Below are 26,226 nucleotides of genomic sequence, written 5' to 3'. Positions count from 1 at the left end.
ACATGATCCTCTTGGACCCGCATGAGGCACAAATTCGGTCCCTGCTGGTGGCAGGGGCCGGGTCGGAGCGCTCAGCCTATATGCTCTTTGGCATCGTCGATATCAAAGTCGATCCATGGACAACCGAACCGCGGCGGCGTCTGGTGTCACATCGTTTCGATGCGATCGGCGATGACGATCTCGTATCAGCATCGGCGCGGCATGTGACTTGGCAGACCGATGGCCTCATGCGGCTCTTGAGCGAGGCCAAGGCGACTGGCCTCGTCCCGGCCCTCGTTCATACCCATCCAAACGGCCAGGCTAAGTTCTCTGAACAGGACGACCGCAACGAAGCCGAACTTGCCCGCACCGCCCTTCTGAAAGGCGTGCCAGGGTTGATCAGTGTGGTCGTCGCCGGAGACGGTGATATCGCTGCACGCATCTGGGCGCGAAAGGACAAGGCTGAAGACATCAATCGAATCCTGCATTCCGGACCGCGGTTGCGTATTTCGGGTTTGCAGGGAACGCCCGCAGATTTTCTGGATCGTCAGGTCCGGCTCTTCGGCAAAGAAGCCTCAAGTCAGGTGGCTGGCTTTCGCTGTGGCATCGCTGGTGGGGGCGCGACAGGCAGTACCGTCTTGCCGTTGCTCCTGCGGCTTGGCGTTCAGGAGGCTGTCCAATTCGAGAAAGACATCGTGGACGAAACAAATCTCAACCGCCTTCACGGAGCGCGGCGCTCGGATGTCGATGCAAGAATGCCTAAGACCGCTATTCACACGCGAACCGTGAAGGAATCCGGGCTCGGCATGACGTTGGTAAGTGTGGACGCCTGGGCCGGACACCCAGAAACCTGGGACTCGCTAAAAGCGTGCGATGTGATCTTTTGCTGCACAGATGACCACGCCGGACGGTTGTTTCTCAATCGCTTCGCGCGGTTCTATGGCATCCCCGTTATCGATGTCGGACTCGCAATGCAGCGGCGGACGGACACAGCATATGATCTCTTCGCCCGCGTTTCGACACTCGTGCCTGGGCATCCTTGCCTACTTTGCGGCGGCTACGTCGATCCACGGCAAGCGCGTGAAGAAGCGATGCAGCGCGATGACCTCGATGCATATGAGCGGTTGAAAGAAGAAGCCTACGTTCTGGGTGAAGGTGATCCGTCCCCGGCCGTCGTCACCTTTACGACCGAGGCGGCGACGATGGCAGTCAATGAATGGTTGGCCGGGGTGACCGGGCTTGCTGGAGAGGCTGGAATGGTACCTACGCGCATGCGGCGCTTTCACGCCAGAGACGAGCGCAGACCGTTTTTTGAGTCGCAACCAGATTGCCCTTGTTGCAACCAGCCAGCAACACTTGGTCGGGCAGATATGCAACCGTTTCTGGACGTGGTGAGCTGAAATGAAAAACATCATCTCACACCTATTGCGACTGCTGCGCCTGCTACGTTTTGATGTTCTCACGATACGCGCTTCAACCTTGCCAGACAGGTCAATGATTGAAGCGGGTAAACTCACACTCGTAGAAAGTGGCAATATCAAGAAATGGGCATGTTTGAAGTGTCCCGGTGGATGCGGAGAAGTAATCAGTCTTTCGCTCAACCCTAACCTGCGACCGCGGTGGAGGGTCTCAGAAGACTTTTGGTCACGACCTACGGTGCATCCATCGGTTCACCAAAAGAATGATTGCGGGTGCCATTTTTGGATCAAGAAGGGACAAATCACTTGGTGTCGGGGCGGACGACCATCCAAAGGTCCTAAGGCGGACAGATGAGACTCAAAGGTGGGTACAAGCGGAAGGTCTGCTTCGGAGTTGGTTCAAGGATTGACGACACAGTGCAGCGAAAGTCGGCTTTCCGCCGAACTTACAAAATCACCCAGATACTCTGCTAACTTGTAAGTCAGAAAAAAGTATTATATTTTCTGACAAGGAGAAAACTATGATCACTTCATCGATTAGACAACGCATCATCGGAAAAGGCCGGGGCTCAATCTTTGCGCCAACCGACTTTCTGGATATTGGCTCCCGCGCAAGTGTGGATCAGGCATTGTCGCGTTTGGCGGATCAAGGGATGATCCGACGGTTAACGCGTGGGCTTTATGACTATCCGAGAAAGAGCGCCCGATTAGGGCTGTTGTCTCCGTCAGCCGATGACATTGCCAAAGCGATTGCACGCAAAGACAATCAGGTTCTACAGCCCTCCCCTGCCATGGCAGCCAACCAGTTGGGGCTGTCGACCCAAGTGCCGTCCAAGCCGACTTACATGACCGACGGCCCGACCCGCACCAAGACAGTTGGTCGACAAGTCATCCAGTTCCGGAATGCATCATCCAAAACGCTAGTTGGTGCAGGCCAGAAAACCGGCGCCGTATTTCAGGCGTTACGCTATGTTGGCAAAAACCGGGTGGATAGCCGTGTTGTCGACACGCTGGCCCGCAATCTGGATGTTAAGGACCGCGCATTGCTCGCAAGACAAAGTAGATATGTTCCGGCCTGGATGCACCCGGTAGTGCAGCAAATCGTGGCATGGGTCTGATCTTGGACCAGTTTGCCAACGATACTCCAAAGAACCGTGAAGAAGCGTTTCAGGAAACGGCCGCAAAGCTTGGCATTTCCAAGGCAATCGTTGAGAAGGATTTCTGGGTCTGCTGGTCGCTGAAACATCTATTCGCCCTGCCCTCTTTTGGCACTCACATGATCTTCAAGGGTGGGACATCGCTATCCAAGGTCTATGACATCATCCATCGGTTCTCAGAAGACGTGGATCTGTCTCTCGACCGGGCACAGCTCGGTTTCGACGGCACACGTGACCCCGAGCACCCTGCCCTTTCAGGCAAAAAACAAAAGCAACTGCTGCAGGAGCTTCAGGATACGGCCACCAAAGTAGTCTCAGGACCGCTTCTGAAAGAAACCAAGATCAAGTTTGGCGCCGTGCTTGATCAGCACTTTTCCCTCTCGGTCGATCCTAATGATGCACAAACCTTGCTTTTCGCCTATCCATCCGAGACAAGTGCGGCCAGCGGCTACATCCAGCCGGTAGTGCGGTTCGAATTTGGCGCCCGTGGGGTTCACCTTCCAGCCGAGTCCCGCAGGATATCACCTTATGTGCATCAGGCATTTCCAGACCTGTTGGAGGCGAGCGACGTCGATGTGAAGGTCTTGGGTGTTGAACGCACATTCTGGGAGAAAGCCACGATCCTGCATATGCTCTATCATCAGGACATCACCAAACCTCTGGCTGACCGTATGTCGCGCCATTATTACGACATGGCTCAGTTGATCAAACACGAGACCCATTCTCGCGCTATCGAACAGATCGATTTGCTGGATCAGGTTGCACACCATAAGTCCGTCTTCTTCAAAGCGGCTTGGGCTAACTACGAGAATGCCAGGCCCGGATCACTAAGATTGCTACCGAACCCTGAGCTGAAAGCAGCGCTGCGCCGGGACTATGTGGGGATGCAAGAAATGATCATCGGGGATCCCCCCTTGTTCGACAACATTCTGAAAACCATCGGGATGTTCGAGGCCAAACTCAACGGTTGAAATCAGCAATTTCGGTTGTCTCACGGCACAGCGTGCGACTTACAAATCTGGATTGTTAGCCGAGCAAACACACTTTCTGAATTCGCCCGAACTCGAGCTGGACCGCTCCAAGTAAAGGTTTCAAATGGTGAGATTGAATGTACTGTGCGATGAACTTGCTGGGTGCGCGCAAGGTGATTGTCTGATCTTGTATTTCAACAAATTTGAGATCGCAGTACCAACTTTTAAACAATAGTGCTTCAGACTCTGATAGGCGCCGAAGCGCCCTGCCCCACGGATCCTGAAGGTCTTGTCCCTCATGTTCAACAGCTTCTGGTTTTTCTTGGCCAAATTGTACATGAACAACCTTTTCGGTCGGTTTTGGAGTTTGTGTCTCCATGCGCGATACAAAATCAGAACCAACATTTCGCCAAATCGGTTCGCTCAGACGGTAAATTTCCGTGTAGTTGAGTCGGTACGCTGCGACGCGGCCTCTAACCCCAGGCCTAAGCTGGAGAAGTATACTTGAATCCGTCAATCGCTTAATTTCTCTCTTGACGGTTCGTTCGTCCACGGACCAGAGGCGGGCCATTTCTTTTTGTCCGACCGTCAGCTCATCAGTGCGCCAGTTGTATCGGGCCGTTATCAACGCAATGAGCCGCATCATCGAACATTGAAAACCGGGTGTGCCATTCAATCCCGCAACAGAGATTGCAGTCAAAAGATCGTACTTCTGAGAACCGGCCTGAAATCCTGTAAATCGTTTTATTTCCATTTTGATACTGCCACTGTGCCTCGAGCGGATCGGTTTCGCTGACCGATTCCATCAATTGGGTTCAGTGTGATGAAATCCCGTAGTTTGTCAACGGGCTTTGAAAAACAGGATGACCGCCTCTTTCTTCAAAATCAAAAGAAAATTCGGTTAATAGGTTATAGGTGACACTATGCTGTCACCATATTGGGGGTCGAGTGTCACCATATATCTGGTAATTGGTCGCTGCCTGTCACCAAAACATAGCTTCGCTTTCGAAATACCTCCCGTTTTTACCGAGTCGGAGGCGAAAAAGCGGAAACTCCATTCTTTACGTTTTGCAGTTTTCCAAAATCGCGTTATTAGAAGACATTCGTGATATAACAAGAGCAGCACCATGCGTGACCACACCGACCTTCAAGCTATGAACGAACGAAGCCTGGCCCAACAGGCTGCCGTCCGCCGCGCTACTTTCTCGCCCGCTGACGAGAAAGTGCTTCGACCATTCTCGATCTGGGAAATTAGCCAGTTCATGTTTGATGTCCCGGCGGACACCTTGAGAAAGAAGTTGGCCGAAGATCCGTCTCTTCCGCAAGGGGCGACTGAAGATGACGGGCGGCAAAGATGGTTTTCTCTGGCTGAGATAAATGAGTTGAGACGGCGCCTGAGATTTAGAGGTAAAAGCCTTCTGCCTCAAAGGCCGGCAGGCCGGGCTATGAGAGTAGCGGTTTCGAACTTTAAGGGTGGTGTCGGCAAAACTGTCGTTGCCCAGCACTTGGCGAATGCGGCCGCGCTTGATGGTTACCGTGTTCTGGTGGTGGATTTCGACCCCCAGGCGACACTCACGCATTCGATGGGTCTGGCTGAAGTTAGAGAGTGGAATACTGTCTGGGGCATTATGTGCCGCGATCTCTGCCGTGAGGCGAACCGGATCGCGGACGAATATGATGATCCCGCAGATTGCCCCTACCCTACTGCCGACGAATTGCCTGAAGATGTTCAGTCGATTGGCGCGCAACGTGTACAAGACTTCATTCAAAGAACTTCTTGGTCGACGATCGACATCATCCCGAGCTGTGCGAACGCGGCCTTCGTTGAATTTGCGTCCGCTCAGTACAGGTCCATTCATAAGGCATGGAGTTTTTTTGGATGCGTAGCAAGATATCTCGATGAGTTGCCTGACGACCAATATGATTTGATTGTTTTCGATTGCCCGCCGGCAATTGGATACCAGTCTTTGAATGCGGCCTTTGCTGCTGACATCCTCTATATTCCGTCTGGTCCTGGTTATTGGGAGTATGACAGCACAACGAGTTATCTTGGTCAGCTTGGCGATGCCTTGGAAGACATAACCAGCGGGTTCGAACGTATTGCACAGGATGCTGGTATCACGCTTCCTAAAAGGTTCGATGACATACGTGTTCTCATGACTCGCTTCGAGGCTAGCAACTCTTTGCACGTCGCGATGATGGATGCTTTCAAAAATGTCTTCGGCGCCGATGTCTGTCAAAATCCCATCGAAATGACACGTGCGGTCGAGCAATCTGGTAGGTTCCAGATGTCTGTTTACGAGCAGGACTACAGACAGATGACTCGGGACACATGGAAACGGGCGCGTCAGTCATTTGATAATGCATACAGCGAATTTAGGGATGTCGTCCTAAGGGCTTGGGAGGCACGTACTAAAATTGAGGAGCGGGTAGAATGAGCGGGAATAAATTTGGCTTCACTCCAATTGATGAAGATGACCTCAAGAAAACACGCCGCCGCGAAGTGGGGCCGATGGGGGCTGCGGTTCGCGAGACAGCAAACAGCCTAAATGAAAGCACTGAGAACCGTGTCGAACAGCGACGGCAAAATGCCTCCGATGCTAAGGAGTATCGTAAAGCTCGTGATGAGGGGCGAGTCTTGGTTGCGGTTGGCATCAATGAAATTCATACGACAGATCTGCCACGAGATCGCTTGGATCTTTCGGCTGTCGCAAGTTCCGACGAGATGGATGAACTCAAGGCTTCAATTCAGGAACGCGGCCAGAAGGAGCCCATAGAGCTTTATAAGGATTCAGATGGACGCTTCCAACTCAAAAAAGGTTGGAGACGAGTAACTGCTCTTAAGCAGCTTTATGAAGAGACCGGTGATGAACGCTTTTCCAGTGTTACGGCGCGAGTTGCCAAATCCCAGAGTGATCGCATCGACCTCTATATTGACATGGTTGAAGAGAACGTTGTTCGGGAAGACTTGACGTTTGCTGAGATGGCGCAAGTGGCAATTCTTGCTTCTAAAGATTCAGAGTTGGGGGCAGGGGATGCAGAAGCTTTGGTCGGAAGGCTGTACTCATCCCTGCACAAGATGAAACGCTCCTATATTCGTAGCTTTGTTTACCTGCTCAGTGAACTTGAGGGTGCGTTGCCGTTTCCAAAGAGTGTTTCCAGAAACCTTGGCGTTGAGGTTGCGCGGAAACTTCGAGCGTCATCGGCTTCAGCTGCTGCATTAAGAGATGTGTTAGTGCGCGCATCCACAGCCGGTGAGCAAAACGAAATACTTGATGCTTTCGTGGCAAGTTCTGATGCTGAACCAGCTAGCGGCAAGCGGCGTGAGAAGGTTGAGAGCGTGAAGTATGAGTTCCACGTGGGCGCTTCAAAAATCACTGCGCGCAAGGGAGAGTGCAGGATATTGTCTGGTCAGGACTTTAGTTCGATTGACCGGTCAAAGCTCCAGAGAGCGGTTGAGGCTTTCGAAGCTGTTTTGAACGAGTAGTAACCCGCGGGTTACCCATGCTCAGATTTCTTAATTTTGATGGCGGTAACCCACGGGTTACCGCTTTCTTCGTTTAGCACCAGCTTACCCCAACAAGTCTGTCGCTGGGTTCTCTGCGATATCGACATCGTCATAGTACTTCTGTGCCTGCGCCATGGAGCGGTGCAGCGACAGGCGCATGGCGGCCTGGATCGGGGCGCCGTCCAGCGCCGCTTGGGTCAGGAACCCTGAACGCAGACCGTGCGGCGAGGCGAAGTCTTCCGGCAACCCCGCCAACTGGAGGCGATGTTTGACGATCTGATAGATCGCATCCGGGGAAAGGCGGCGTTTCAGCACCCGGTCGGCCTTGGAGACAGGGCGGAACAGCGGCCCTTCGCGGATCTCGCCCACCTCAACCCAATGCACCAGCGCCTGGGCCGCGCGGCCTTTCAGCACCAGCCGCGGCGTTTCACCTTTGGTTGTCGTCTTGGTCTCCAGCAGTGAAATCCAAACCAGGCTTTTCTCGTCGAACTCCTTTAGCGAGACGTCTTCAAACATCAATCCGGTGATCTCCGAGCGCCGTCTACCACCAGAAGCCCAACCCAGCATCAAGATGGCGCGGTCGCGGCAATCCCGCCGGGACCCCCGACAGGTGGACAGCAGCTGCTCGAGCACATCGCGGGTAATCGGGTGCTGCGATTTTGGGGCAAGGGGCCGGGCTGCGGCCCGGCGCGCCTTGGCACGGGCCTGCTTAACCTGCGGTGCACCGAAAGGGCTGGTCAGGTTCTTCATTCGATGAAAGGCGAGCCAGGAGGCGATGCGCCGGTCCAGCGTCGAAGGGGCAGGGCAGATGAGGGACTTGCGCAGCCCCTGAGCAATCAGCGCTTCTGCGGTTTCGCGCGCCACATCCGTTTCTGGCGCGTCATTCAAATCACGGGCGTGATCGAGAATGAAGGCGAGGGCGGTGGCCTCAGATTCCGGCCAGTCCAGCGTCGCTGCGAAGCGCGCGGACTTCCAGGCGGTGACATAAAGCAGATCCCGTTCATAGGCCCTGAGCGTGTTTTCCGGTGTGCCGCGCACATAAAGATCAGTGAGCGCCTCCTGATCTGTGTCCGAGAGGGCAGGGGCGGCGGCGGGGAGGTATGGGGCAGGGGGCTTCATGTGTCGATTTTCCCTAATCTGTAGACTGCTCTTGCTTGTTTTCACCATGTCTCATGGTTGGCCTTATGCTGTTCTGGTCCTTTAAGAGTAGACTCGGGCTGAGTTTGTGCCGGTCCATGTTTACAAAATCCCAGGTTACTGTGCTGCATCTACTTAGGTTTGCTGCCGGATCGGGGCAGGGGTCTACGGGTTATGGACCAATGCCATCGCGAGTCCAGTGGTTAAGGAAAACCGACATGAGGCACATTCTGCGCGCATTTTCCGGCGAAATCAATCAATCATGATAAGCGATACTTATCAGGTATGATAGAGGTGTGTGAATATAGTCAAGGTAGTGAGCGAAAGGCCAGTATTTTGCGCGTATGATGTCTGAGCCATTTATCTGAACCTGTAGAACTGAAAGGGCTCACCCACATGATTTTGTGAAATTTTGGACAAAGTTCCGGTACTACTTGACAACACCTCAACTTGAGAGAAAGTTTCTCGCAAAACACTACTTAAAAGAGAAACATGTTGATGAACAATAAATTACTAAGAGCTTTGGCGGTGATTGTTTCATGCTGTCTCCCTTTAAGTTTAGTCGCCCAGCAGATGTGTGAGACACAGGGCGAGCATATGTGGATGAAGATTGCCGCGGAACGTTACACGTATGTGAAATCACCCGCTGAAGCGTGCAAATTGTGGCCTCACTTGAAGGAAACGGGATACGAAGAAGCCGGTTACAAAATACACAAACAGCGCTATGGCGAGGAGCTCAGATGCTACAATCGACGCCCTGACCCGAATGGCGGATGGATCTATGGACGAGGTGATACGCAGCTTTATTGTGTTACGACTCAGGGAATTGCGCAACCGGCTGAGTATTGCAAAGCGGGACCCTCTTGCGTCTGCCAGACAGGATCCTGTGATAACAATTGTGGATCTGCAGGAAATCCGGGGAATTATTCCGCTGGCAACCCGATCGAGTTGGCCCATGGTGTCAAATCAGAGGTGACAACAGATTGGAGTTCACACAAAGATCCCCGGTTTTCGATAACGCGACATTACAGTTCAGAGGGCGGGAGATTCGAAAATCCATATACTTTCGGGCTCGGATGGGAAGGGGCATGGTCGTATATGCTTTTTCAGCCACAATCACGTCTCTCGGCCTCAGTGCTTTACAGCCCTGGAAACGTACAAACGACTTTCGGGAATGATAGTAGAGACATCGGTGCGCAGCAAATCGAGGGAAGCCCACTAACATTAACCTATATCGGTGCTACCGACGACGAGGTGCCCTACTCTTGGAACTATGCGCCCACGCCCGAAAACGACAACTTCAAAGTTTCTGATGGGACCGGTCGCGAAATTACTGTCTCTGTCTTTGACCCGCCACCCAACACACCATCCAGCCGCGGAAAATACCGTCGCGCAACCAAAGTTAAGTGGCAGGACGGATATCAAATTACCATTGATCGCCATAACGACGGACGCATTCGCTCGATTACGGACAATAAAGGCCAGAGAGCAGACTACACATGGAATGAGGGTACCCATGATCCATTTGGTCTTAGTAATGTGATTTCGAATTTTGAGCCTACGATGGTGAGAAATGTCGCCAGAATTGAAGTTGATTCATCCTATGATGGAGTGAATTTCTTACCGACAATTGCCATTGATTACACATACGCTGATGCAAATCGCCATAACGGTCTGGATTTGACTTCCGCAGTCGTTACAGATTTGCAGACGGGCGCGGTGTTGCAATCAACAGGCTACACGTATGACTCGGCACTGGAAGGTTCGGGGGAACTTCCGTTGTTAACCGGAATATCAGACGGTCGATTAGATACCAATGGTGCTCCGTTTCAGTATGCTAGCTTTGAGTATTCTGCCTCTGAAACAGATCCTCAGACAGGGGTTCCGCGCGCCGTTTTCACGGGACATGCAAACGGATCGTTGGGATTCTCAATCGTAAATGACACTAATAGTGCAGCACCTGCGGGCGGTGTAAAAGTCACCAACCCGTTGGGAAAAGAGACCAACTACTCATACGCGTGGGTAGGCGGGATAAAGCGTCCGGTCACAATAGAAGGTGTGGCGACGCAGAGCTGTTTGGCGACTACGAAATCTCTTGGTTACACTCCAAACTCTGGGGCGCCAGAAGGATTTATCTACGAGCGTATTGAAAGGAATGGTTCGAGAACAACTTACGAACGAGATGCGCGTGGGCTCGTCTTAACCAAAACCGAAGACGCGGATGGCACCACGCCGCGCATTACGTCCTATAATTGGCACTCTGAGCTGCAAATTCCGCTTAGCAGATCAACTGGCGAATTGTCTGAGAGTTTCGCTTACGATGCTGATGGTCTTCTGATTTCGTATACACAAACGGACGTACTTGTTGGCAGTCCAACCAATGGGCAAAGCCGAACGTGGAGCTACAACTACACCACACTTGCCAATGGCTTGAAGGTACTTCAGTCCGTCGACGGACCGGGCTTATTGGCAAATGGTGTTACAGATGTGACAACGTACACGCATAGTGCAACAGGTTCTGTCACCAGCATCACTGATCCAAATGGTTTGACGACAGTATTCAGCGATTTTGATGTCAACGATCAACCGCAGCGGATTGAAGAACCGAATGGTGTGGTTTGGGCCGTAACTTATGACAGTCTTGGCCGGGTCGTGCAAACCGTCGAGAATTCCGGTTCACCAAAGGAATACATCAATTCCTATGCGTACGATGTTGCCGGTCAGTTGATCTCGCTGACCAACACCAGCGGTCATACCTGGATCTTCACCTATGATCAGGCTCGGCGTCTGCAATCTATTTCGGATCAGGCCGGTCAAAAGATGATCTATCATTATGATGCTGCCGATAACGTGACCAAGATCGAGTATCAGGCTACGACCGGCGGCGCCCTGTTTGAGCAGGACTATCTTTTCGATGAGCTTTCGCGGCTTCGAGGGCTGTCGGGGTCAAACGGGCAAACCACAGCATTCTCGCATGATGTCGAAGACAATCTCTCTAGCGCGACTGATGCGCTATCGAATGTGACGACCTTTGGATATGATAGTCTGAACCGACTTGTAACGCAGGTTGATCAAAGCAACGGCGCGCAAACCGACATGGATTACAACGACGCGGATCAGGTTACTCAATACACCGATCCGCGAACCTTGAACACCAACTTCACCTATAATGGGTTCGGTGAGGTGATCCAGGAAATCAGTGCTGATCGAGGCTCCATTGGCTACACCTATGATGAGCGCGGTTTGGTGACATCGATGATCGACGGCCGGGGAACGGTTTCGAACTACAGCTACGATAACGGTGGGCGTATTACAGCACGGACATTCCCGGCCTCCGCAGGTGAAAATCAGATCTTTACCTACGATGGTACTGCCAACGGAAGCGAGGGCGAAGGTCAGGTTGCATCTATCACCGATTCCGCCGGTACGATCAGCCGTGAATATGGTGATGGAGGTCGGCTGGAGCTGGACCGGCGCCAACTGCAGGCGACGACCTACGACACAACTTATGGCTACAACACGACCGGTTTGCTTGACCATGTGACCACGCCGTCGGGTCTACGTATCGGTTATACCTATGACAGCCAGGAACGGATCACGGGCCTGACAATCCAACGTCAGGTGATAGACCCGCAGACCGGGCAATTCCTACCCGCGCAAACGGTGTTGAGCGATGTCCAATATGCGCCCTTCGGTCCGGCTACAGGGTTTACCTATGGCGATACCGCAATCCATACGCGCAGCTATGACAGCTCGTATCGGTTGATCACGCTGAAGGATCAGCTGGGCGCAACGGTGTTGCGCGATCTGACCCATGGCTGGACAACCCGCGACAACCTCAGCTCAGTCATCGATAATCTGAACAGTCTGGACAGCGAGACGTTCCAGTATACCGCCCAGCAACGTCTGACCGAGGCGACGGGACCTTATGGGGATATCGACTATGCCTATGACAAAGTGGGCAACCGGCTGAGCAAGGTGCAGGACGAAAACGGCTCCCTGACAACAGCCAACTACAGCTATCCGGCGACCTCAAACCAGTTGGCAGATATCAGTGTCGGACTGAACACCCGCACCTTTACGCATGACATGGCTGGCAACGTCACCTACGACAACCGCTCGGGCGGTGGCTTTGGCTATACCTATAACGCGGCGAACCGAATGTCGGAGTTCTCGATCAACGGCGTGGTGCAGGCTGAATATGTCTACAACGCACTCGGCCAGCAGGTGCTCCGACGCCTGACGCAGTTGGGCAAGACCCTGCATGTCATCCACGATGCGGACGGCAACCGTTTGGCCGAGTACGAGTACGATCCGATGTCGGGCAGTTCAACCTTGCTGCGCGAATATATCTGGTTCAACGGTGAGGCCGTGGGCGTTGTCGAAAACGACACGCTCTACTTCATCCGCACCGACCACATCGGACGGCCGGTATTCGCAACAAATGCAAGCGGGCTGAAGGTCTGGGAGGCCTCCTATCTGCCCTTCGGAGGCGTCCACACCTCCACAGGCGCCAATTCTGACCTCCGCTTCCCCGGCCAGTGGTTCCAGTCCGAAACCGGCCTTCACCAGAACTGGATGCGCGATTACGATCCAACAACAGGACGATACATCCAGGCCGATCCTCTCGGCCTTGTCGATGGACCATCCGTGTACGGATACGCTTTACAGAACCCAAACCGCTATATTGACCCTAGAGGAGAGCAAACGTTTGGTGATGGTCAGCGTCCCTTCTCGTCGCCTGTAAGGTTGCCGTTTGATTACCACCCACGGACGTCAATAAATAACCCTACTGATCCATACCATCAGTTTCCCCAGACCTTTGATCCACATGTATGGTACGAGGGAAACACGTGTGTACCGGGCCGATCATCGGGTAATAACTTTTCGTTAAACCCTTCTGGACCTGATCTGGACTGGGGATACTTCGAATGCAGATGTGTTGACGGAATGCTCAATGGGACGCCTGGTAGGTACGAGGTCGGTGTCAGGATACCGTTTGTTTGGGAAAGCCCTTTTGGCCTCGGAAGCCGTCAGCCCACTGTAGTGCATAGGAGCTTCAGACCTTATGACACTCTCCGTTGAAAATGATGGCCTCTTCGCTGAAGTAGAACCCGAAAGTGAGTTTCACTTAGGTAACGAATGCTACGTTCTTCAAGAGAAAGACAGGCCTGGTTTGAATGGCTTTTTTCTATTGATTGAACCGATAGCACTTCCCTTCTTCTTTGAAGGAGACAGGGAGGCCTACAAGTTTTTCAAATCTAGCGCCAATCCGGATCGCACTGTGGTTTGGAGGCGAAACAGGTTCGTTTGCTGCCTATGGGCCAATGCGCAGAAGATATTCTTCGAGCCAGGTCCGTTTGATAGTTTTGAGAATGGAGACCGTCTCAAATTCTTTAACGATTCCTATCCTATCCCTTTAGAAAATCCAGATTTAGTGTTCATTGATCCAACTTCTGGGAACCTGTCGTTTGGCGAAGACGGTGTTCAAGTGAATGAGCCAAGGGATTTTGTACAGAAGTCCTTTAGATAAACGGCTTCGGGTCGTTCAGAGTATTTTTGGAAGTGTCGCGGTTTGCTGCCGCTCCTTTGATAGCATTTATTGCAGCAAAGGAGCGGCAGCAAACCGCGACACGTCCACAACACAATGTGCGACATTATTGAATGGTGTAGCCAGTGGAAACTGAAGTTGAGTTAAAGGACGAGATTTGGCACGCGTTTCATGAGCAAGACGCGATCACTCCATCGCCTGTAAACGCGTACAAATACGGGTCTGAAGGGTATGAAGAGACTAGGGCTTTTCTGGGGAAGGACTGGAGTGAGTTGAACGTAGAAATGTTCGAGGAATCCCGCGTTTTTTCGTTTATTCCGGCAAATTTTGCGTTGCATGTTTTGGGGGCGTATATGTGGCTGGTCATATCCGAAGGGAAGTATGAGGAAAGTATCGATACACTACACACACTGATTGACCGCCCAAAGTACAAAAAAAAGGGAATTACGTTCCAAGCTTGAGTTTTTCTTTGGTGAGATGACGGAACCGCAGAAGGAGATATTAAAAAAATTTCTACTAACGTACCAAGATCGCTCCAACGAAGACGTTGCGCACTACCTGACGAACTATCTTAGCCGGATCTAGAAGAAGCAGGCAGGCCACAAAGCCAATAGACATACAACAACAAAGGAAAGACATGAGAAAGCAGGGTTGAACCCTATGCAGAAATTGAAGGCGGCTTAGGTATCCAAAAATACGCACCTTAAACGTCGGAGAGTGGCCACGAATCAAAACCCTGAACAGAACTGGCACATAATACGCAGACTCCAAGGCGAGTAGGCGAGCACCATTGTCCAAAGGGTCTTGAATTGTATTAACAACGGCACTTTAAGCGCTAAACTCAATAAACTTCGAACGAAATCAGAAGATCTTTTTTCTCGACTAGTTAGTTCGAGACGTCGCTGTCTTCCCCCGAACCACCCCGGCTTCCGTCCCGGCCTAGGCTTGAGACGCTCGGTTGCCCCTGATCCCCGGGTTCCGCGTAAATATAGGCTCTACCCCACGGGTCGATAAGACCTTCCTCACTGTCCAGGTAAGGCCCAGCCCATGACGGATCTCCCGGAGGGGCAGATACAAGAACATTTAGGCTTTCGGAACTGGTCGGATAACGGCCCGTGTCTATGTAGAACAACTGCAATGCACTGCCGATTTGCTGGATTTGCAGTTTCGCGGTCTCTGACTTGGCGCGCCCTAAATACCCGATCAGTCGGGGGCCAGCGACCGCAGCGATCATGGCAATAATAGACAGCACAATGAGCACTTCCAGAATGGTTATACCACTACGCTTGTTCCACCCGCGACTATTGCGTTTCATGCATTGCCTCCAAGCAACCAAACACTCCAGGCAGAGAGACAAAGAAACGGTCCGAATGCAACCTTCGATTGACCTAATTCTTCAATTGATGTCGAACGAACCACCGCAAGTAGGCTGAGGACAACAACTCCAGCAAGTGCTGCTGACAAGACCACATAGATGGTTCCATAGGCCCCGCACCAAAGCCCAATTCCAGCCATGAGTTTTACGTCACCAAAGCCCAAACCATGAACGCCACGTGCTTTCAGGTAAAGTTCAGCTACCGCCCAGAACAGCAGAGGCCACAAAATTCCTCCTAAAACTCCGTCGATTAACGTCACTGTTGGATGAAACACAAGAGAAAGCGCTCCTGAGACGAGCAATAGTATGGCCGCCATATCCGGGATCTCAAAGGTCAGGAAGTCCCATACGCTAGCCCATATCAATAGAACTGCGAGTAACCCTGCCAACCAACTCAGTGGTATTGATGTCACTGCGAGCAGGCCATAAACCAGAAGATGAATTAAAACGAGCCAAATGGTTTGCATGCTCAAATCTGATAGGGGGTTGCAAAGATGGTTGCAAGCGGACGTCGAAAGCAGGGCTTTGCCCTCATCGTCGTGTTGTCAACGCTGAGCATTGTCGCGCTGCTTTTTGCAATCACAAGCAGTCGTTTTCTAGCAAACCTTAAGGTCAATGAAGCCGAATTGATACTTGCGAAACGCCAACAGGAAAATCAGGCACTGGCGGAGCTTGCGTTGGCCGTTTTCGCGGAGAAACCAAATCAAGCTGGCCGGCGGGAACCATTGGTGCTTCAACTGAACGACCGCGAACTCACGATTGCTTTGCAAGATGTAGGTGGACTGGTCGATCTTAATACCGCCGCCCCAGATCTGCTGGATGCTTTAGCCTCTTTGCTGGACATCTCTGACGATGCGGTTGAGCGGTATCGGGAGTGGAGGCGCACTCCATACCGACTGAACAGCGTCGTTGATTTCGCGCGGGTTGCGGAGATTCCGTATGAAGATGGGCTTCGCCTTCGAGAATTTGCGACAGTACATTCTGGTCGTTACGGCGTTTCGCCTGATTTGGCACCTCAGGTTTTGGTCGAGCGATTGGTAGCGGCTGCCCCTCTTGGCAGCATACAGGGCGCGGAGCTTCCTGTTTCCTGGCGTACGGCTGGTTCTGGGGTGACATTTCGAGTTGATTTGTTGGAGGGTGGTCGGTTTGTACGTCCCGTTGGTGTTATTCATTTGGGCAGTTCTGGGAGTGGAGGTCGCATCCTGGAGCTGTATTGACTGTGCAAAACGAGTGATTTGGGTTGTTCTTGTGTGGTTAGAAAAAACTTGTTGTAAAATCGCCTTTAGGTAGTACGTTTTCAAAAAATCGTTATTTAAACGAGGGATACGGAATGGGTATTTTGCACCGCGCATTTTGCGCGACGACTTTCCTTTGCGCCGGATTTTCATTTTCAGCCTTAGACGCCTCTGCAGATACCTCTCTTCCGATAAAAGCCGTAGCTGGTCAGACGATCACGCTGGACCCTGTGGACGGGGTCGTTTTACCAGCCGGGCCAGCCTTGCAGCCCTCCTGGACATGGATTGACCGCCCGGCTGCCAGCGTGGCGGATTTCAGCGATGCGACCGTGCTGCGGCCCCAGATCCTGCTCGACATTCCAGGCACCTACCGTGCACGAGTGTCCTTTACTGACGCCTCGGGGGCTATTGTTGCGACCTCTGACGTTGTGTTTGGCTCGGACAATCTGCCGCCTGTGGCGCGTGCGCGGGTGCGCGGAGTGCCGGATGGTTCAAGCCCGGTGACGCTGGATGGTTCGGCTAGTTTTGATCTGGAGGGTGGCGCGCTCAGCTATAGCTGGGCCATTGAATCTGCGCCTGCGGGCAGTGCCGCGCAGTTGATGGGTGACGGACCACTTTCGGCCATTTCGCTGGATCTGGAAGGTGCGTACCGGGTTGCCCTCACGGTGCAGGATCCGACCGGTGCTGTTTCTGAGCCTGAGTATCTCGACCTCCGCTATCTACCGAACAGTGGTACCACCGATGTCTACCGCCTCAGCTACGAAGTGAACCAGACGGCTGCGACAGGTGTTGCTGATACGTTTGATCTGGGCGAGCGGGCGACCGCTCCCGGAACCCATGACAGAATTTCGGGCTTTGTTCTGGATGATGGCACCGGTTCTGTTGCCGACACGCTGACCGTGACTCTGAACGGCATCACGTATAGCGCGAGCAGCCCGACTGAGTTCCTCGCCCTAGTCGATGTGCTGGAGCTTGATACGGATACGAACACCAATGCACGGGTCTCGCCAGACCCGGCTCAATCGGATCTGACCTTCATCTTTGGCACCGCCGGAGGGTCGGTGACGCTGACCGGCCTTGTGGGTGATGCGCTGACCCGCGCCGATCTGGAAGCGCGCGGTGTGGATTATTATGAAGGGGTAGGGGGCCGGATTGTGGCGCCTGTCCCATCCGCCCGCTTCGATCAGCTGCACGCTGAGTCTGGCGTTCCCCTGACCATTGAACCTTACGCATCGACCGATATCGATGGCGATGTTCTGGTTGCCGACATGGGCGTTCTGGTCGCGCCATCCGGCGCGTCGCCGCAGATCAGCACTGACATTGACGGGCTGTCGCTTGTGACTGTGGATCAGCCGGGCGATTATCTTGTGGCTCTGGACGTTTCTGACGGAAGTTTCTCCGCGCAGGACCATGTTCTGGTCGTTGCCGGTGCAAACAAGAACCTGCGCCCGGTCGCACGTATTGCGCCGGTGACTTCAACGCAGGTCGGGGCGGCGCTTACGCTTGACGGGTCACAAAGCTACGATCTGGACGGGGATTTCATCCAGCACAGTTGGGCGCTGATCTCCGCACCGGCAGGCAGCACCGCAGGTATCGGTGGTGAGCAGATCGGCACGGCTGTGCTGACCCCTGACCTGCCCGGTGCCTATGTAGTACAGTTGAGCGTTGAAGATGATACGGTTGCAGGCGTTCCGGAGACGGCTCTGATCCTGGTGAGCCCACCGCTTCCCACCGCCAACGCGGGCCGGGATCAGGCTGTTGGTGATAGCGGCCATCTGGCGCTTGATGGTACTCTGTCGACCGGCAATGGTCTGACCTATGTCTGGTCTTCTCTGGGGTTGATGGGGGATGGCTCAAGCGTCGAGATAACCGACGCCACGCTGGCGTTGCCGGAGATCGGTCTGAGCATTCGCGAAGGCCGGTTCCGGGATGTGATCCGTCAGAACGAGGTTTACCACCTCAAGCGCTCCGACACAGGTGACACCTGCCAATTCGACATCCGTCAACCCGCGGATATCTCCGGTGCCAGCGAATCGGAGCCGATTCAGTTCACCCTGCATTCCCGCGGTCGGCAGGCCGGTATGCAAGGCGCTATCTTGGTCTGGGAGGTCGAGAACAAACAGACCTATACGCGGGATGTCACATTGCAAGACAGCAATGGTGTCGATCACGGCACCTGGACGGTTCCCGGGCGCACCTCGCTGCACGTGACAACGGATAACATCGGCAATGCACGTATGTATGCCTATGTTGATGGCGTTGCCCGCGACGATGACCGTGCGAAGAAGAACCCGTTCAACCGCAACAACCCGGTTTGCACTGGTCCGGGCTCTGGCGTTGTTCAACTGATCGTATCGGATTCTGCGGGTGTGTCTCTTGCGGATACGATCTTTGTTGGCAATACCAACCTGCGCCCGGTTCTGGAGACCAGATCGACGATTTCTCTGGTCTCGGGTCAGACTGTCGATTTGAATGCGTCGGACTATAGCTTCGACGGGAATGCGGATAGCCTGTCTTATGGCTGGTCGCTGATTGCCCGCCCAGCAGGGAGCAGCGCGGATCTCGGCGCGCCGATTGTATTGGGTGACGCGCTGAGTTTTGCTCCGGACCGGGTTGGTGTCTACCTGCTCCAGATTACCGCGGCAGACGATGCCATGATTGCCGAGCCGTCGGTTGTGATGGTCGAAGTTGTCAACTCGCCGCCGGTTGCAGCGGTTTCGGGCGATACCGAAGCTTTTGTCGGTGACCTTGCCACGATCAGTGCCGCGGTTTCGGGTGATCCCGATGGCGATGCTCTGTCTTATGCCTGGACACTGGTTTCCGCTCCGGACGGCAGCACGGCCGGGATCATGGGGCAGGGCCAGTCCGCCATCACATTCACGCCGGATCGCCGGGGCGAGTATGTGTTCAGCCTGGTTGTCTCGGACTATGAGTTCGCCAGCGCTCCTGTCACATGGACCTTGACCGCGCCCAACCGCGCGCCGGTGGCCCTGTTGGAAGGCCCCGATCAGGTCGATGTGGGGCAGGAGGTGATTTATTCCGCCGCCGGGTCAAACGATCCGGATAACGACCCGCTGATCTTCAGCTACGCCGTCACCACAAAGCCTGCAGGCTCGGATCCGTTCTTCGAGGATATTGGCAACGGCGAGGCCGGCTTCATCGCCGACCTGCCGGGTGATTATGTTCTGGAAGTCACCGTCTCGGACGAGCTGCTGGAAGCCACGCATACGCTTGCCGTCAATGCCAGTGCCCTGAATGCAGCCCCGGTTCTTGGCCAGCTGCGCGACAGCTATACGGTCGAACTGGGCCTGGAGCTAGCGCTTGATCTTGAGGGCAGCGACCCGGACGGGGATCCGATCAGCTTCTTTGCAACGCCGCTGCCGCTGGCAACCGGCGTTACGCTCAACGGCAATAATGGTGAGGTTCGGTTCCGCCCTGAGACCGGGCAACTGGGAACCTATAGTTATACTGTTGGGGTGTCAGATGGGGTTCTGACCGACGAGGCAACCCTCACGATCGAGGTTGTGGAAGCCACCGCCGGGGATACGGCCATTCACGGTCGTGTTCTGGACGCCACTGATTTTGCAGCCGGGACAATCACGCCGCTAGCCAACATGCCGGTTCGCCTGCGCGATGCCGCGCTGATGACGACAACTGCAGCCGACGGGACATTCAGCTTTGGTAGCCTTGTGGAAGGCACGGATCAGGTGGAGGTGGAACCCTCCGCGGATGGTGGCCCGGGTGGCTATCTGGGCGAGACCCGCGTAATCACGGTGACCGAGAACCAGGATCGCGATATCACCCCGGATTTCCATCTCGTGCCGCTGACCGATGGCTGTGCAACAGTTGTCGCCGGTCAGGAGACGGTGCTGACCGGAACGGCGTCCGGCGTAACAGTCTCCATCCCGGCCGATTCCGTACAAAGCGATGCGGGCGGCCTGTACACAGGTGACGTCTGCCTCGGCTCACTGCCGCAGCTCTTTGACCATCCCGGTTTCAACGAGGACACTCAAGCCTGCCGGATTTACGCGCTGGATGCCTCCGGTGCGGTCTTCACCCAGGGCATGACCATCACTGGACCGAACCTGGACAACTTGCCGGAACAGACCCGGCTCGAGATGTGGCGGGTCAGCCAATTGAACGGCCTGTTCCGGCGTGCTGCGGACGCAAGCGTGGATTCCGGTGCGGCCACCGTCAGCGGAACGCTGTCCGGTGTCTCGGGCGGTGCATTGTTCACCTTCCTGCCGCAGGCACCACAAACGGTCGCATCTTCGGACCAGCCGACAGGGATGAAGTATCTGACCCCGTTTGAGGGCGACAATGCCACCAGCTACACCCTGCCAGGCTACACCGCCTTCGGTGAAGCGCAGGAGATTGCACTCAGCTATCACAGTCAGGCCGCCAACCCGACCATCATCGTGGCGGGCGATGTCACCATTGCCGACGACGCATCGTTGCCGGTGGCACTGCAAACACGCATCGAAGCGGGCGGGTTGTCGATCAGCGACGGGCGCAGCTGGACCCCGCGCGAAGGTTTGGACGGAACCATTCCGGCCCTGATCGGAGAACAGGTGGTTCTGCGCCAGTCCATGCCGGTCGACGGGTCGGGCCTGACCTCCGGGCGCTATGCCTACCAGTTCAACAGCAAGGCGATTTATGACTGCTCGACCGTGGGCGGCACGCATATGGCCGAGTTCTATGTGCAGAACGAAAGCGACAGTCCCTATGGCAATGGCTGGGCCATTGACGACCTGCAGAAGCTGGTGGAAGGGCCCGACGGTAAAATCTCGATCATCGATGATGATGGGGTGACCACATTCGATCCTGAACCCACCCTGACAGAGTTCGAAGACGAACCACTTGTCTTCCCCGCCACTGGGCCGGTTGGCATAGAAGCGATTGATCTGGACGGTGACGGAGATCTGGATGTCGTGTTCGCAGACAGCGGTACGGGTAGCCTCAAATCAATAATCAATTTTGGTAACAGAGACCTCCGGCAGGAGGGAACCCTCGAAATCGGTAATCCTAGTGAGGTCACGCAAACAGGGGTGTGGACTCCAAATCTTTCGGCCATGGCATTGGGTGAGTTGAACAACGATGACCTGTCGGATGTAGCTTATGTTTTGCAGGTCCAAGATGGCTTTGGATATGCCACCAATGATGGCTTTGGGAATCTGACGAGTGAGTTCCAGTCCTTGGGAATTGGGCGAAAGCCGAAGGATCTGAAGGTCACCGATCTCAACAAGGACGGGTTCGAGGACATCGTCTACGGAGCTAATACGAGTTCCTTTTTTGGCACGAGTGACGAGATTTGGGTCAGTATTGGCGGGTCTGACGCGCGTCAGTTGTTCCAGATATCCAACTATACGTTCAATGGTCGCGGAACGCTTCAGGTCATGGTCGACGATGTCGACGGGAACGGCTGGGATGACGTAGCCTATCGGACGCAAGAAGGTGTGGACATTCTGTTCACGCGCGCTGAGGACGGTTTCCTACGCTTTACACTACGAAATCTGCGCGCGGGTAATGGCGGTTTGAACTACTTAGGCGACTTCGCAAAGCTGCACGATTTCAACGGCGATGGCAAGCTGGACCTGGTCTACAGCTCGGACACACAATTGCAGGTGCTGTTGAACACCACAGGCCAAGCTTTTGCGGACCCCATCGTTCTGGCTCGACCGCCTGAAGCCGATGCATTTCTGTTCGTAAGCTTGGCGGATGCCAATGGCGATGGCGTGACCGATCTGGTTACAACAAGCCTGGGACAAGTCTTTGTATACATCAGTAATGGCGACGGAACTTTTCAACCCTTTGAAACCGGCTTGCTTGACTATGGTTTTGTTGACACCGATTTCGCAGACATAAATGGTGATGGCAGCCTGGATCTGCTGTCAACGCAGCGCTTCACGGTTACAGTGCATTTCTCCAAACCTTCGGCAACGGGCAAGTTTGTATCGGGGCGGGGTGAGTTCTCGACCCTTGCGCGCCTGGCGGACGGCACCTGGCAGCGGCGCTACAAGGATGGCAACATCGTTCTCTATGACGTCAATGGCTTGCAAACGGCAACACTGGACCCGCAGGGCAACCGAAAGGAATACGCCTATGATGATCTGGGTCGCCTGGCGACCATTACCGATCAGGTGGGCGGGATCACCAGCTTTGCCTATGAAGAGCTGGGGCGTCTGGCATCTGTAACCTATCCGGATGGCCGGGTCACCACGCTCGCATATGACGACATCGGCAATCTCAACGAGGTGACGGAACCCGTCGGGTCAAAGGTCAGCTTCGCCTATGACGCAAACGGCCGTTTGGTTTCCACCACCAACCAGAATGGCAATGTCACCAGCTATACCTATGACGGTATGGGGAACCTGAACGGCGCAACGATGCCGGATGGCTCCAGCGTCGCCAACCAGGTGGCCTCGTCCCTTGGATTGATCGATGGTCTGGGCGGCGCGGCCACCAGCCCGCTGATCTATGTGGCGCCCGAAGATCGGGTGACCGCTGTCACCGACCGCAAGGGCCAGACCACCGAAGTGATCGTCAACCAGTTCGGGTCGGTCATTCAGACCGCCGATCCGCTGGGCCGGGTGACCAAGATCGAACGGGACGCGCAGAACCTCGCAGTTCGGGTGGAACGACCCAGCGAGACCGCGCCTGGCGGCGTGCGTGTGGACTCGATCACCTATGACAGTCTCGGCAATGTCGAGACGATGACAGAATCCGTTGGCACTCCGGCGGAACGCACGACCTCCTATACCTATGAACCCACCTACAACAAGGTCGTGACCATGACCGATGGGGACGGGTTCACCACCACCTACACCTATGACGAGTTTGGTGAAGTGGCTGGCATGACCGATGCCGAAGGTGGTGCACGCGCCATGACCTATACACCCGAGGGCAAACTGGCTACGCGGACGGATGAGAACGGCAACGTCACATCCTTCACCTATAATGCCGATCAGAACCTCGCCAGCACCACCTATGCGGATGGCTCGGTCACGCAATTGACATATGACGCGGCTGGCAACACCACCGTGATCGCAGAGGCTGCCGGTTCGCCCATCGAGCGGCAGGTGCGCCGAAGCTATGACGGGCTCAACCGCGTGCTGTCGGTCGAAGTCACCGGTGCAGATGGCGCCAATATCGGCGGGGTCACACAGTACACTTACCGGCCCGCCGGCAACCTGGAAACGGTGACCGATCAGACTGGTCTTGTCACCACCATGTCCTATGACGGGCTCGAGCGTCTCGTGGCGATCGACGACCCGGCCGAAGGCCTGATCCAGCGCGTCTATAACGCGGCCGGTGAGGTTATCAAACACATCAACGGGGATGGTGAGACCCATCTCTATGCCTATGATGATGTCAGCCGCCTGATCCAAACCACGGATCCCGAAGGCCATGTCAAATCCTTCACCTATGACAGCCGCGACAACGTCGCGACCGTAACGGATGGGCGCGCAGGTGTAACCAGCTTTGCCTATGACACGCTGGACCGGATGGTCTCGCGCACCGATCCGATCAACCAGACCATGACCCGGGCCTATGACAGCCGCGGCAACCTGATAACACTCACCCGCGAAGGCGGATTGGTTGAAACAGCCACCTATGACGGACTCAGCCGCCGCACGCAGGTGGTGACCCCCGACGATACGCTGATCTACGGCTATGACCCGCGCAGCAACCTGACGCTGGCCGCCGACGATGACAGCCGGGTCACTTTCACCTATGACACCCGCAACCGGGTGGCCACCACCACCACCGACGGCACTGTCGGGCCGCAGCCGCAGGTCACTCTGACCTACAGCTATGACCTGCTCGACCGCCGCACGCGGATGGAGGACTCGCTGGGCGGTGCCACCACCTATGATTGGGATGCCGAGGACCGGCTGACCGATCTGACCTCGCCCTGGGGCAGCACCTACAGCTTCGGCTACGACGATGAAGGTCGCCGTACCGCGTTGACCTCCACCAGCGGCCGGACGTCCACCTATGGCTATACCAATGGCCTACTCTCGGCACTGACCCATGCGCAGTCAGGGGTGACGCTGACCGATCTGGATTATACTTACGACCCCGACGGCCAGCTGACGGCGATCCTCGACAAGCTCGACCCGGCGCAGTCGAAACACATCTCCTATGATGACCTCAACCGGCTGGTACAGGTCCGCCAGGGCATCCCGCCCATCGATGGCGGCGTGCCAGTGCCGATCGAGGATTACCAGTACGACCAGGAGGGCAACCGCACCTTCTCGAACACCTCTTCCGGCTATGAGAGCAACGCTCACAACCAGCTGCTTGAAGATGACACCTACCGCTACGCCTACGACCTGCGCGGCAACCGTATCAGCCGGACCCACAAAACCACCGACGCGGTCGAGACCTATGCCTATGACAGCCAGAACAGGCTGATCGGATACGGTTCTGACACCGCAACCGCCAACTACGCATACGATGCCCTCGATCGACGAATCGCTAAAACCGTCGGCGCGGATGTGGAGGCCTTCGTCTATGACTCGTGGAACCCTTATGCCACCACGGCCAACGATGCGGTGCTCGATTTCGACAACGGCACGCTGGCCAAACGCTGGCTGCATGGTCCCCGTACCGATGAGCCGCTGGCCTTCGAAGGCTATACCGGAAGCACCGATGCAGGTTCCGGCTCGGCCTATGGACTCTTTGCCAACCGTCTGGGCTCGATCCTGACCGCGGTCTCGATCTCCACCGGCGCCGTCGCAGCCGATTACGACTACGACGCCTTCGGTACCCAGACCCAGACGGTCAACACCATCGAGCAGCGCTACGGCTATACAGGTCGCGAGCACGACCTCGAGACCGGGCTCATCTACTACCGCGCCCGCCACTACGACCCCACAACAGGGCAGTTCATCCAACGCGATCCCATCGGCTTCGCTGCAGGAGATTTGAATCTGTACGCGTATACCTTCAACGATCCATACAACTGGACTGACCCAAGTGGGTTGGCTGTAACTGCAGACTATTCAGCTCTTACCGGTGCGATGGTTGCAAGTACTGCTATTGTCGGATGCGCGGCATACGAACCTTGTAACCAAGGCGTATTCGGGAACATAGCGTCAGGTATATCGGCGCTGATTTCCAATATCTTTGCACAATTCAATAACATTCTAAATAATCAGAGCAATGGTAGCAGTGGGAATTCAAATACGAATTCGAACGCCGACTCCGGTGCGACTGCAGCGGGAGCAACCCCGCCCGGAGGGGATGGGGATGATGACGGGGATGGAGACGACGAAAACGTATCGTATGGTCGAAATGAAAACCAAAAGCATCACACATGGCGTCACATTGACGAAGCAGGCATCAACCGTAACGCAGTAAGGGAGGCAATCCGTAACGACATGAGGGCCAACCCGTTGCCAAACACTGTTCAAAACAACATCCGGTTCGTACAGGTCAACGGTAATAGAATTCAATATAACGCGTATCGATTTTCTGATGGCAGTGTGAATGTAGGTAGGATTCATTTAGTTCCATGAAGCGTTACCTAAGACCGTACGAAATTCTAGTGGTCGAGTTTCTCGAAACTCAGAATGCCGAAACGTTTCCTTGCGACTTTAGACAGTTCCAAGTTGATGAGAGCGATGCAGGAGGCGTGGGCACTATCTGGTTTCAGAAATTGAATGAACCGGCAAAAAAAATCCTTTCTTGCAACTACAGTGACGAAGATGGTGTATTGGTTATCTTTGATTTGCATTTAGGCGAAGCCAATGTATTGGGCACTTTGGAGTATTGGCGCGTCGACTACCTTCCAGTGAAGAAATGGCCTACTAGCAAAAAGCAGCTCAAACCAGGTGTTAAATAGCGGTCCGAATCCAAATGATCCATGGACCAATGTTGATGTGAATGG

The 26,226-nt window shown here is 54.6% G+C and carries 16 protein-coding genes; 12 read left to right on the top strand and 4 right to left on the bottom strand.

The features are described 5' to 3' along the window. Window positions 1–2: 2 nt before the first annotated feature. The 4 genes from ACR0M9_RS09820 (at window position 3) to ACR0M9_RS09805 (ending at window position 3,525) form a co-directional block, all read left to right on the top strand. Entirely contained in the window at window positions 3–1,379 is a 1,377-nt protein-coding gene (locus ACR0M9_RS09820) for a ThiF family adenylyltransferase (protein ID WP_480773458.1), read from the top strand. Window position 1,380: 1 nt separating this feature from the next. After that, the gene (locus ACR0M9_RS09815; protein ID WP_480773457.1) at window positions 1,381–1,752 is read left to right on the top strand and encodes a ubiquitination-like system serine protease family protein; all 372 of its coding nucleotides are present in this window, start codon (window positions 1,381–1,383) and stop codon (window positions 1,750–1,752) included. A gap of 166 nt (window positions 1,753–1,918) precedes the next feature. Further along, complete coding sequence (locus ACR0M9_RS09810; protein ID WP_171127191.1) at window positions 1,919–2,515, top strand: DUF6088 family protein; 597 nt, start codon at window positions 1,919–1,921, stop codon at window positions 2,513–2,515. Further along, the gene (locus ACR0M9_RS09805) at window positions 2,506–3,525 is read left to right on the top strand and encodes a nucleotidyl transferase AbiEii/AbiGii toxin family protein (RefSeq protein ID WP_170702628.1); all 1,020 of its coding nucleotides are present in this window, start codon (window positions 2,506–2,508) and stop codon (window positions 3,523–3,525) included. Before ACR0M9_RS09810 ends, ACR0M9_RS09805 begins: the two co-directional genes overlap by 10 nt. Window positions 3,526–3,580: 55 nt before the next feature. Here the strand turns inward: ACR0M9_RS09805 and ACR0M9_RS09800 are convergent, their stop codons facing one another. Further along, window positions 3,581–4,279, bottom strand: a complete 699-nt coding sequence (locus ACR0M9_RS09800) for a DnaA N-terminal domain-containing protein (RefSeq protein WP_480773456.1) — start codon at window positions 4,277–4,279, stop codon at window positions 3,581–3,583. A 373-nt stretch (window positions 4,280–4,652) separates the two neighbouring features. Between ACR0M9_RS09800 and ACR0M9_RS09795 the strand changes: the two genes are divergently transcribed. Next, window positions 4,653–5,963: an AAA family ATPase gene (locus tag ACR0M9_RS09795; protein WP_170702626.1), complete on the top strand. Its 1,311-nt coding sequence runs from the start codon at window positions 4,653–4,655 to the stop codon at window positions 5,961–5,963. Further along, window positions 5,960–7,012, top strand: a complete 1,053-nt coding sequence (locus tag ACR0M9_RS09790) for a ParB N-terminal domain-containing protein (protein WP_170702625.1) — start codon at window positions 5,960–5,962, stop codon at window positions 7,010–7,012. Before ACR0M9_RS09795 ends, ACR0M9_RS09790 begins: the two co-directional genes overlap by 4 nt. Window positions 7,013–7,096: 84 nt before the next feature. Here the strand turns inward: ACR0M9_RS09790 and ACR0M9_RS09785 are convergent, their stop codons facing one another. Next, complete coding sequence (locus ACR0M9_RS09785) at window positions 7,097–8,152, bottom strand: tyrosine-type recombinase/integrase (RefSeq protein WP_480773455.1); 1,056 nt, start codon at window positions 8,150–8,152, stop codon at window positions 7,097–7,099. 516 nt (window positions 8,153–8,668) lie between these two features. On the opposite strand from ACR0M9_RS09785, the gene ACR0M9_RS09780 reads away from it, so the two are divergent. The 3 genes from ACR0M9_RS09780 to ACR0M9_RS09770 all read left to right on the top strand — a co-directional run bounded on the left by ACR0M9_RS09780 (window position 8,669) and on the right by ACR0M9_RS09770 (window position 14,182). Then, window positions 8,669–13,255 carry an RHS repeat domain-containing protein gene (locus tag ACR0M9_RS09780; protein ID WP_480773454.1) on the top strand — a complete coding sequence of 1,529 codons (4,587 nt, stop codon included), beginning with the start codon at window positions 8,669–8,671 and terminating at the stop codon, window positions 13,253–13,255. Next, window positions 13,239–13,703 carry a hypothetical protein gene (locus ACR0M9_RS09775; protein ID WP_480773453.1) on the top strand — a complete coding sequence of 155 codons (465 nt, stop codon included), beginning with the start codon at window positions 13,239–13,241 and terminating at the stop codon, window positions 13,701–13,703. Before ACR0M9_RS09780 ends, ACR0M9_RS09775 begins: the two co-directional genes overlap by 17 nt. Before the next feature lie 143 nt (window positions 13,704–13,846). Next, entirely contained in the window at window positions 13,847–14,182 is a 336-nt protein-coding gene (locus tag ACR0M9_RS09770) for a hypothetical protein (protein ID WP_480773452.1), read from the top strand. A gap of 425 nt (window positions 14,183–14,607) precedes the next feature. Here the strand turns inward: ACR0M9_RS09770 and gspG are convergent, their stop codons facing one another. Both gspG and ACR0M9_RS09760 read right to left on the bottom strand, forming a co-directional pair. Next, window positions 14,608–15,036: a type II secretion system major pseudopilin GspG gene (gene gspG, locus ACR0M9_RS09765; RefSeq protein ID WP_480508665.1), complete on the bottom strand. Its 429-nt coding sequence runs from the start codon at window positions 15,034–15,036 to the stop codon at window positions 14,608–14,610. Next, window positions 15,033–15,563, bottom strand: coding sequence for a prepilin peptidase (locus ACR0M9_RS09760; RefSeq protein ID WP_480508663.1), 531 nt, complete (start codon window positions 15,561–15,563; stop codon window positions 15,033–15,035). Before ACR0M9_RS09760 ends, gspG begins: the two co-directional genes overlap by 4 nt. Before the next feature lie 27 nt (window positions 15,564–15,590). Between ACR0M9_RS09760 and ACR0M9_RS09755 the strand changes: the two genes are divergently transcribed. The 3 genes from ACR0M9_RS09755 (at window position 15,591) to ACR0M9_RS09745 (ending at window position 26,181) form a co-directional block, all read left to right on the top strand. After that, entirely contained in the window at window positions 15,591–16,313 is a 723-nt protein-coding gene (locus tag ACR0M9_RS09755) for a hypothetical protein (protein WP_480546702.1), read from the top strand. Window positions 16,314–16,426: 113 nt separating this feature from the next. Then, window positions 16,427–25,855: an RHS repeat-associated core domain-containing protein gene (locus ACR0M9_RS09750; RefSeq protein ID WP_480773451.1), complete on the top strand. Its 9,429-nt coding sequence runs from the start codon at window positions 16,427–16,429 to the stop codon at window positions 25,853–25,855. Beyond that, on the top strand, window positions 25,852–26,181 hold the full coding sequence (locus ACR0M9_RS09745) for a DUF6984 family protein (RefSeq protein ID WP_480508657.1): 330 nt from the start codon (window positions 25,852–25,854) through the stop codon (window positions 26,179–26,181). Before ACR0M9_RS09750 ends, ACR0M9_RS09745 begins: the two co-directional genes overlap by 4 nt. Window positions 26,182–26,226: the final 45 nt, after the last annotated feature.

It is taken from the genome of Ruegeria sp. CH2 (genome assembly GCF_056537065.1).
The sequence above is the reverse complement of the archived record's forward strand: the minus strand, read 5'-3'. Positions and strand labels throughout refer to the sequence as shown.